Origin of the sequence: Geodermatophilus sp. YIM 151500, from assembly GCF_025716945.1 — a bacterium.
Classification (GTDB): Bacteria; Actinomycetota; Actinomycetes; order Mycobacteriales; family Geodermatophilaceae; genus YIM-151500.
The window spans coordinates 148,453-158,126 of the sequence record NZ_JAOVZT010000011.1 but is presented as its reverse complement, the minus strand read 5'-3'; the positions used below and the strand labels follow the sequence as shown (position 1 = coordinate 158,126).

The following is a 9,674-nucleotide window of genomic DNA, read 5'->3' as shown; positions in this document are numbered from 1 at the left end:
CGGCACACCGCCGCCGCGCCCACCCCGCTGGCGGCGCCCGGCGGCATGCCGCGGCCGCCTTGACCAGCGCATCGATGTCGCTGAAGGCTTCCTCGATCGGGACGGTCCGGCGGGTGGGCGGGCGGGCGGGCGGGAACATCGCTCGCAGCCGGCGGCGGCGACCAGCGCACGGATCCGTTCGCCGGCATCGCCGGCGTCCGCCGCGGTCGTCATCGGACGGTGCCCACGCAGCGCGACTCCACCGTGCCGCGGCACCCCGACCTGTGCGACCGGTCGTGGGCATCGCCGGCCCCGACCGGACCGGTGGTGTGGTGGGTGGCGGACTTCGCCTACGTGTGGGCGCTGGCGGGCTTGGTCATGTCCCCTTCGTCACCGACGTCCAGTCCCGCCGGATCCCGGGCTGGCCGGTGCCCACGTCGAAGACGACACCGCTGGTGATGAGGGGCGCAGTACACGTCTCTGGCGTTCATCGAGGCGCTGCCCGAGTCCGGGATCGCCCGCTCCAACGGCTCGGTCGGTGACGCCCTGGACAACGCGCTGATCGAGTCCACCATCGGCCTCTACAAGACCGAGCTCATCGATCGGCAGCGCTCCCTGACCGGCCGCAACGAGGTCGAGCGGGGGATCCGCCGCCTGGGTCCACTGGGCCGCCCGGGTCCACCGGTTGAACACCAACCGCCTGCGCTTTCGAGTAGCTGGAACGATCGTCACTGCACACGACGAGACCGTCTGGCCGTCGCACGGGCCTGTCGCGCTGGAGGTACGAACGCGCAATCACGAGCAGGCGACCGGCGACGATCTGCCACTCGGCGTCGAGGGTCCTCACACTGTGCGGGTGTCCGACGGCGTCGATCCCGGTAGACCCTTCACGATCCTGTTCGTCTGCACGGGCAACCTCTGCCGGTCACCGCTGGCCGAGCGGCTCGGCCGCGCGTACCTGGATGCCGCCTTTGGTGAGCGGGGAGGGGCGATCCGGCTGGAGAGCGCTGGCACGGACGCCGTCGTGGGCGCCGGGATGAACCCCGACAGCGCCCGGGTGCTGCGCGGACTCGGTGGTGAACCCGAAGGGTTCGTCGCCCGCCAGCTAGCCAGCTCCATGATCGAGCGGGCCGATCTCACGTTGGCCCTCAGCCGACGGCACCGCAGGCGCGTGCTCGAGATGGCTCCCCGGTCGCTGGCCCGCACTTTCACCCTGTTGGAAGTGGCGGAGCTCGCCGGTTACGTACCGGCGCACCCCGACGGATCGGGTGACGTGGCGGCATGCGCGCGGGCGTTCGTCCGGGCGCTGGCCGCCGCTCGCTCCTGCCGTCGCGGCGGTGGCGACGCGGACGACATCCGCGACCCGATCGGGCAGGACGTCACCGTCCACCAAGAGGTCGGTGAGGCCATCAGCGATGCGCTGCTGCCCCTGCTCCGCCGGCTCGTGACCTACGCCGACGGTTCATCCCCCTGACCCGCCCGCGGACGCCGGCCGCGGTCAGCCACCCGCCGGCTGTCGACGAGGCACGGTCGCCGGCCGGAGCGTGCTCGTCGGCAGAGCGACCGTCGGCCGGTCGGGACGGCGCCGTCGACGCCACCAGCCGTCTCGCCTCCGACCGTCGGGTCCGTGGCGAGGGTGCGACCGAGCCGCGTATCCGTATCCGTGATCGAGCACTCCTGCCGCCCGCGGCGGCACCAAGGTCAGCACGGCGCCCAGCGTCACTGCTCCTACGCGGTCCAAGGTCTCCGCGGCCAGGCCGACCTGTTCCCACCGGCTCGAACCGTGGCGGATGCAGAGCAGGACACCGTCCGTGAGCGGCGCCAGGCCGACGGCGTCCGCAACGGGCAGGAGCGGTGGCCCGTCGACGAGGACGACGTCGCTGCGCTCGGTGAGCCGGCCGATCAGGTCGTGCATCGCCGCGGAGGCGAGCAGCTCACCGGGGTTGGGTGGCAGCGGACCGGCCGCGAGGAAGGTCAGCCGGCCGTCGCCGTGGCCGCCGTGCTCTTGGAGCACGTCGTCCAGATCGGCCGATCCGGTGAGGACATTGGTCAGGCCCGCACCCGAGATGCCGCCCAGAGAGCGCACCGCGGTCGGCCGGCGGAGGTCCGCCTCGACCAGCGTGACGCGCTGGCCGGACTCGGCCAACGCCACGGCGAGGTGCACCGCGACGGTCGTCTTGCCCTCCTCGGCCAGCGGGCTGGCGACGAGGATGACCCGCGGCGGGCGGTCCACCTGCAGGAACAGCAGGTTGGCGCGCAGGCGGCGGAACGCCTCGGCGACCCGCGACGTGTCGTTCGGGCCGGCGACGCCCTTCCGGGTCAACGACGCGTCGAACGGCACGGCCCCGACCACGGGTGCACCGAGCGCGTGTCCGGCGGCGTCCCGGTCGCGGATCGCGGTGTCCAGGTGGGTGCGGACGAGGGCAGCACCCACGCCGCCGAGCAGGCCGAGCACGAGACCGACGGCGAGATCGCGGACGGCGCGAGGCGTGATCGGCGTGGAAGGCAGCTCCGGGGGCGAGACCACGGTCACCTTCACCGACGCGTCGCTCGAACTCTCGAGGGTCTCCAGGTCGCCGATCAGATCGGCGAACTCGTCCTGCAGGGCGCGGGAGATGTCCAGCGCCCGTCGCGGGGAGGTGTCGGTGACCACGACGTCGAGGAGCACGGTGTCCGGCACGGGAACCGCGTCGATCCGCTCGCCGAGTTCGTCCGCTGTCAGCGGGAGGTCGAGCCGGTCGATCACCACCGACATCAGCCCGCGGCCCTCCAGGAGGCGTGCGTACGACGCGACGCGCTGCTGGGAGAACTGGCCTCCCTGGACCGCGGCGGCCAGGTCCGTCGCACCGCCGGTGGTCACGAACAGCTGCGTCGTCGTCTGGTACCTCGGGATGGATGCAGCCGTGAGGCCCGTGGCGACGGCACCGCCCAGGAGGAGGCCGACGACGAGCAGCCACCACCCGGCGCGGAGGCTGCGCAGGTACTGCGCGTAGGTCATGCGAGGAGCTCCCGGTCTCGGAGCACGTGCACCTCACGCCTCCCTGGACATCCAAACCCGTGTCAGGCCCCGAGCGCCTCGCCCGAAAGCGGTGGACCACCACGGTGGGTGATGCAGCCGGGCGCGGAGCTGCCGATGCTGAGGCGACGCGGCCGCGCGAGCGGCGCTGCATCCGGGGGAGGGTCCACAGGCGGTGACGACGGATGGTCTTCCCTCATGCGCCGCCCCTCGGTCTCTCCGGAACCGGCGGCGCCGCCGTGCCCCGGACGACCGCAGCACGCCGGGCGCGCCGCTCAGCACCGGGATGGTCCGTGCCTATGCGCCGATGTGGATCCTCGGGCTCGGCTTCCTGTGGTGGCCCGTCGTCCTGCTGCGCGGTCTGGGGCGGTACGGCCAGCGGAAACCGCCGTCCCCGCTCCCAACTCTCGTCGTCATCTGCCTGGTCCTGTCGCTGCTGGTCGCGGCAGTGGCCGGCGCCCCGGCCGAGCGGCTCGCAGGGGCGGCGTACAACCTGGCCGTGTGGGTGGCCCTGGCGGCGCTGACCTCCGTTCGGCTCGACCCCGCCGCGATCGGCCGCGGGATCGCTCAGCTGGCCGGTGTGCAGAGCATCGCCGTCCTCGTCGCCCTCGTCCTGCACCCGGCCCTCCGTGACGTCCCGCTGCCGGCCTCGCACGTCCTGCCGGCCGCGCTCCTGGGCAACCCTGCGCTGGAAAGCTTCACAACCGCACGGCTGACCTTCCCCGACTGGTTCGGCGAGACGGTCCTGCGGACGGGAGGCTTCTTCGGCAACGCCACGTGGGCGGGAGGGTTGTCGGCGCTCGGCGTGCTGGTGACGCTGCCCCTCGTCGCCCGCGCCCACGGCATGGCGCGGGTCGGCTGGGTGGTGGTCCTCACGACGGACGCCGCCACGCTCTACCTGTCCTACTCGCGCAACACCTGGCTCGCCCTCGCGGCGGCGCTCGGGGCGATGGGGGTGGTGTTCCTGCGCCGGCGCCGGCACTGGTCGGCACTGACGCTCGGCGCCCTCGTGGGCGTCGGCGCTGCCATCGCTGCGGCCCTGACCGTCGACCTGGCGGCGACGATGGCCACCTTCAACAGCGTGCGGGAAGGCTCCTACGGCAGCCGTGCAGCGATCTACACGGCCACCTGGCAGGCGGTCCAGGAGGGCGCATTCCCCCTCCTGGGCAGCGGTGTCAAGGAACGGGCACCGGGGCTTGCCGCGAGCCTGGGTACCCACAGCGGCTACCTCGGGTTGCTCTACCGAGGTGGCTGGGCCGCCGTCGTCCTGTTCGTCGTCTGGCTGCTCGCGCTCTGCCATCGCGCGTGGTGTGCCGCGTCGCCCGTGGCCCTGGGCGCCACGGTCTTCGCCGCGCTGTGGTTCGTGGCGGAGGACGTCGACGTCGGTCACCTCGTCCCGCTCGCCCTGGTCCTGGGGATCGCTCTCGTCGACGACCAGCGGGCAGCAGAGGGCGCCAGGTCGCCGGTCGAGGTCCCGACCAGCACGGCGACCTGGCGTTAGGTGGACACCGTCCGGGGCCGGGCACCGGTCCCGTCACGGAGGACGGCGGTGAGCAGCCGCGCCGTCGTCCAGGCGCCCTGCAGATAGCGCGGCAGCAACCGCCGCGGCGCCTGGGCCAGCCGCGCCGTCCACTCCAGCCCGCACCGCTGCAGCAGCACCGGCGCCCGCGTCTCGTGGCCGGCGAGAAAGCCGAACCAGCCGCCGCACGTCAGATAGAGGGCCGTGGGGAGGTAGGGTCGCAGCTCCGCCAGCAGGTGGACCTCCAACGGGGAGCCCATGCCGACGAGGACGACATCCGGGCGCGTGTCGTGCAGCGCACGAACCAGGGCCGCCTTGTCCAGCCCGTAGCCCCCTGCCACGCCGACGACGGTGACGCCGAGGTCCTCGGCGAGGCGACGACCGGCGGCCGCGGCCAGCCCTGGGGGACCACCGAGGAGGAAGACGCGCACCGGTCCCGCCGCCCGCCGGATGCGCAGCAGCGCAGGCGCGAGGTCGGTGGTCGGTGCTCGCCCCAGGCTCCGGCCCCCCGCGGCGCGTCCGACCAGGACGACGGCCACTCCGTCGGCGTAGGTGAGGTCCCCGGTGGCGTAGGCCCGTCGCACGTCGACGTCGCCGGCCGCGTTCAGGCTCCCCACGTGCAGGGCGTAGGCGATCACGGGACGGTCCCGGACGACGGCCAGGGTGGCCAGGACGGCGGGCAGGTCCGCGTCGACGAGGTCGATTCCGGCGACGCGTACGACCGGCAGGCCGAGGCTGCTCACCGGGGCATCCCCGTGACGTCGCTCAGCCGGGCACGCCACGACAACTGCTCGGGGGCCAGCACGGCCCGGCAGCCGGGGGTCTCGACCAGTTCGAGCAATGTCGTCACGGCGGCCGCGTCGTCGGCCGGCAACCGGACGACTGCATCGGTCAGCGAAGCAGGCACGGTGATGCCCCGGGTGGCAACCCGGAAACCGACGAGCGCGTTGACCAGCTTGGCCGGGGTGATGGTCGCAGCGCGGGGTCCGGTGTAGGCGAGCAGCGCCACCCGCCAGTTCGCGATACGCGCCGGAAGCAATTCGATCGGCTCCGGCGGCAGCAGCGTCACGCCCGCTGTCACGAGCCGATTCGCGATCTCCTGGTCCAGGACCGGACCGATCGCCTCCACCCGCAGGCCCGCGCGCCGCGCGGCGCACAAGAGGTGCACGTCGACCTCCGGGTGCAGGGCCCCGAACCAGCCGACGACCGGCTCCCGGTCCGCCAGGGGCGTCCAGAGGTGCTGGAGGAAGGCGTCGTCCGCGGCCGGGAGCACGACGGGCACCGGTCGCCTGGTCCGGCGCTCGAGGACACCGGCGACGACTGGGCTGTCGCTGACCACCCGCCAGTCGGGCGGCAGCGCGGCCTCCGCCTCCAGGGCGCGCCTCGGCGGGAAGTAGCCGTGCGGCGCGAGCGCCCAGTCGATGACCGCGTCGTAGGTCACCGATGCACCCCGGTCGGCCAGTTCACTGGCGAGGTGCAGATATGCGGCGCTGGGTGCGTAGAGGATGACGTCGATGCGGGCGCCACGCGATTGCCGAGCGATCTGCTCGGCGAGGCGCCGCGCCCACCGGCGCGGCGCCAGGACAGTCGCAGGCGAGGGCCCGACCAGGCGGATGCCGGGGAGAGGTGGCGTGCCCGGTGTCGCGGAGCGCCCTCGGCGCAGGGCCCGCAACGGGTAGGTGAGGAGCTGGCCGACCCGACGCGGTTGGCTCTCCACGAACACGACGTCCGCAACCCCGGCCGCCGCCACGCTGAGGCTGTGGTGCCGTTGCCAGAGGAAGTTCCACCGGACGGTGGACAACAGCACGACGACCGGTCGGGCCGTCCCTGGGTCCTGCACCGCAGTCCTGCGCTGCACCACGGTGGCCAGGAGCGCGTACGTCACGGGCGTCACGGCGGCGATCAGGACGAAGGACCGCGTGACCAGCGCCGCCAGCACCGTTGCGGCCATCGCTAGCGCCGTGCCCGTGAACGCGGCGGCCCCCACCGCGCTGGTGCAGCCGAGATGCGTCGCGCGGGCCTGGACGCGGAGGTAGAGCGCCTGGGGGATGGCGCTGAGAGCGGCCACGGCGGCGACCGGCCACAGTTCTGCAGGTCGGTACGACGGCGGGAGCAGCACGAGCAGCGCCGGCCACGAAGCCAGCGCTCCGAGGAGAGCCACGGCGGACACGGCGAGCAGGTGATCCCGCCGTGCCGCCGGGTCGTCGCGCATGAGGTCGTGCAGCCGTTGGGTCGTGACTGCACCTGCAGCCAGAACAGCCAGGTTCCCAATGGCGTAGGCGGCTGCGTATCGCGCCAGCGAGGCCTCGCCGAGGCTGAGGCCGACGACGATGCGGTCACCCGCCGCCAGCGCCACGCCTGCGGCCGCGGACACCGCCAGGGGCATGGACAGTCGTGTCCGGCCGATCAGCGCCTCCAGGTCGCCGGGACGGAACCACTCGCGGTCGGCCCACCGCAGCCCGACGAGCACGGCCAGCAGCACGCCCGTCGTCCAAGCGGTCAGGTAGGCCAGAAGGGACCCGGTCACGAGGGCGGCGAGCGCCGCGCAGATCATCGCGACGGGGCCGATCGCGACGGTCAGGCCGGCCCAGACCGCCGCGGATCCACGAGCCGCGGCACGAGCGAGCACCAGCGACGCGACGGCGTTCAGCGAGCCGAGCAGGACGGCGGAGGTCCAGGGCACGGACCCGGCCGCGGCGGCCGCAGCGGTGGCCGCAGCCCCTACCGCCAGCACCGGTAGCGCGGCACCGGTGCGCAACGCTCGCGTGGCGCCGCCTGCCTCCCAGCTGGTCACGAGGCCCGGTAGGCCCAGTGCGAGCACCGCAGTGATCAGCTGCTGGCTCACTGCGACCAGCGCCACGCTGCCGTAGGCCGCAGGCTGCAGGGCGCGAGTCAGCACGGGAAGCAGGAGCGCGCTGGTGAGCGCCTGCGCGACCACGGCCGAGAGGAACACCGCCTGTCGTCCGGACAACGCGGACCGGAGGACCGTCGTCCGGCCGCGGAGCGGTCCTGGAGCCGACCGCTGGTCGGTTCCTTGCGCTGCCATCCCCGTCCCCCCGTGATCCGCTCTGTTGCCGGTCGAACGGTAGGTACGACGAGGTGGTCGCCACATCACACCGAGGGAGGAGAGCCCACACGTACGCCCTCGTAGGGCGGCCCGGGCCGCCCGGCACCTCAGCGGTCCTGCGCACCGGGTCGTCCCCCGCCGGTGCTCCGCTCAGGAGCCCCCGTCCTGACTAGGCTGCCGGGGGTGACGTGGCTGGTCACCGGCGGGGCCGGGTACATCGGGTCGCACATCGTCGCCGCCATGCGGGACCAGGGCGAGTCGCTCGTCGTCCTGGACGACCTCTCGAGCGGGGATGCGGCTCGGATCCCCGGCGTCCCGCTGGTCGTGGGCAGCCAGCTCGACGCCTCGCTGGTCGCCCGGGTGCTGCGGGAGCACCGCGTGACCGGCGTCGTCCACGTCGCCGCCAAGAAGCAGGTGGAGGAGTCGGTCCGCGACCCCCTCCTCTACTACCGGGAGAACGTCTCGGGCCTCTGCTCGGTGCTCGAGGCCGTCCGGGACACCGGTGTCGACTCGTTCATCTTCTCGTCCAGCGCCGCTGTCTACGGCGCTCCGGACGTCGTCCTCGTGCACGAGGACACGTCCTGCCGGCCGGTGAACCCGTACGGCGCCACCAAGCTGGTGGGGGAGTGGATGGTCGAGCAGGCGGCGGCGGCGCAGGGCCTGCGCTACGCGAACCTGCGGTATTTCAACGTTGCCGGTGCAGCGACACCCGAGCTCGCCGACCGCGGGCGGTCCAACCTCGTCCCGATGGTCTTCGAGCAGCTCGTCGAGCACCGGCCGCCGAGGATCTTCGGCGACGACTACGACACCCCGGACGGCACCTGCATCCGCGACTTCGTCCACGTGGCCGACATCGCCGACGCCCACGCCACGGCAGCGCGCGCCCTGGCCGACGGGAGCCTGCGAGCTCTCACGGCCAACATCGGCCGCGGTGAGGGGGTCTCCGTGCGGGAGATGGTCGACGTGATCCGGGCGGTGACGGGCACGGACGCCCAGGGCTGGGCCGAGCCGGTCGTGCGGCCCCGGCGCCCCGGCGACCCGGCCAGGGTCGTCGCCTCAGCTGCGCGCATCGGCGAGGTCCTGGGCTGGCGCGCCCGGTGGGACGTCGGAGACATGGTGGCCTCGGCCTGGGCCGGCTGGCAGGCGCATGCCAGCGGCACTCGCCGTCGCGACTGAGCACGGCCGGGATGGCCACGCCTCGGTCGACCCGGCGCTGCGGACGTGAGCCCGTGGCCGTCGGGTTCGCCCCGAGGCGACCGTGACGCACTTCGGGAGCACGCCGGACCTCATGTGCCGGATGTCGCTGCACCCGTCCGTCGCTCGACAACACGTGGCACGACGTCACGAACACGGTTGCGGACGGTGACCGACGCGCGATGATCCGGTCGTTGGAGCGGGCGAGGTGATCCGCAGCCGGGCTCGGCCGGTGGGCGCTCGCATACGTTCCGTTTGTGAAGCACAAGACGCCGCGCACGCAGACGCCCCGCTGGGCGTGGGCCGTCATCGGCGGCGCCGGCGGGCTCTTCGCGATCCTCGTGCCTCTCGCGATCAACAAGAACGAGGTGACGACGGCCGCCCTGCCGATCGCCGCCCCCTTCGTGGCTCCCTTCTCCGACAGCGGCCCCCCGTGGCGCTCGCCCGGCGCCGACGGCGGCGCGTCCGACTCGAGTTCCCCTGAGACGCCGGCGGAGCCCGCCCCGGAGGCGCCTCCGGCGCCGTCGTCCCCCTCCCCGCCGCCCTCCTCCGCGGGGGACGACGTGCGTACGCCGTCCTCGGAGGTGCAGCGGGCGATCAACCGGTCCGAGGCGGCGCGGACGACGACTCCGCGGCAGGATTCTGCGGCGAGGCCGTCCCAGAGCGTCGATCGGGTGCCGGCGAGCGTCGTGCCGCCGAGAACGTCTGCGCCGCCGGAGACCACGCAACCGGAGACCACCGAACCGCCGCCGCCCACCACGGCTCCGCCGACCACCACGGCTCCGCCGACCACCACGGCTCCGCCGCCCACCACGGCTCCGCCGACCACCACGGCTCCGCCGCCGCCTCCGCCGCCGCCTCCGCCGCCCACGTCGGATCCTCCGCCGCCCACGTCCGAT

At 73.6% G+C, this 9,674-nt stretch carries 6 protein-coding genes and 1 pseudogene; 4 read left to right on the top strand and 3 right to left on the bottom strand.

Translation table 11 applies throughout. From position 1 onward, the window contains the following. Positions 1-126: 126 nt before the first annotated feature. Both OF117_RS17445 and OF117_RS17440 read left to right on the top strand, forming a co-directional pair. Positions 127-682: pseudogene (locus tag OF117_RS17445) on the top strand (IS3 family transposase); the annotation flags it as partial. Between the two features lie 147 nt (positions 683-829). After that, complete coding sequence (locus OF117_RS17440; RefSeq protein ID WP_411969464.1) at positions 830-1,453, top strand: hypothetical protein; 624 nt, start codon at positions 830-832, stop codon at positions 1,451-1,453. Positions 1,454-1,477: 24 nt separating this feature from the next. Here the strand turns inward: OF117_RS17440 and OF117_RS17435 are convergent, their stop codons facing one another. After that, positions 1,478-2,977 carry a polysaccharide biosynthesis tyrosine autokinase gene (locus OF117_RS17435; protein WP_263554112.1) on the bottom strand — a complete coding sequence of 500 codons (1,500 nt, stop codon included), beginning with the start codon at positions 2,975-2,977 and terminating at the stop codon, positions 1,478-1,480. A gap of 304 nt (positions 2,978-3,281) precedes the next feature. On the opposite strand from OF117_RS17435, the gene OF117_RS17430 reads away from it, so the two are divergent. Then, on the top strand, positions 3,282-4,496 hold the full coding sequence (locus OF117_RS17430; protein WP_263554111.1) for an O-antigen ligase family protein: 1,215 nt from the start codon (positions 3,282-3,284) through the stop codon (positions 4,494-4,496). Here the strand turns inward: OF117_RS17430 and OF117_RS17425 are convergent. Together OF117_RS17425 and OF117_RS17420 are read right to left on the bottom strand one after the other, a co-directional pair. Next, the gene (locus OF117_RS17425; RefSeq protein WP_263554110.1) at positions 4,493-5,257 is read right to left on the bottom strand and encodes a WecB/TagA/CpsF family glycosyltransferase; all 765 of its coding nucleotides are present in this window, start codon (positions 5,255-5,257) and stop codon (positions 4,493-4,495) included. The two genes, OF117_RS17430 and OF117_RS17425, sit on opposite strands and share 4 nt — an antisense overlap. Further along, entirely contained in the window at positions 5,254-7,467 is a 2,214-nt protein-coding gene (locus tag OF117_RS17420; protein WP_263554109.1) for a hypothetical protein, read from the bottom strand. Before OF117_RS17420 ends, OF117_RS17425 begins: the two co-directional genes overlap by 4 nt. Positions 7,468-7,764: 297 nt before the next feature. Between OF117_RS17420 and galE the strand changes: the two genes are divergently transcribed. Then, positions 7,765-8,757 carry a UDP-glucose 4-epimerase GalE gene (galE, locus tag OF117_RS17415; protein WP_263554108.1) on the top strand — a complete coding sequence of 331 codons (993 nt, stop codon included), beginning with the start codon at positions 7,765-7,767 and terminating at the stop codon, positions 8,755-8,757. The last annotated feature ends 917 nt before the right edge of the window (positions 8,758-9,674 follow it).

Coding starts and splice junctions, on each gene's coding strand:
- OF117_RS17435 (WP_263554112.1), bottom strand. CDS start 2,977: ATGACCTACGCGCAGTACCTGCGCAGCCTCCGCGCCGGGTGGTGGCTG.
- OF117_RS17430 (WP_263554111.1), top strand. CDS start 3,282: ATGGTCCGTGCCTATGCGCCGATGTGGATCCTCGGGCTCGGCTTCCTG.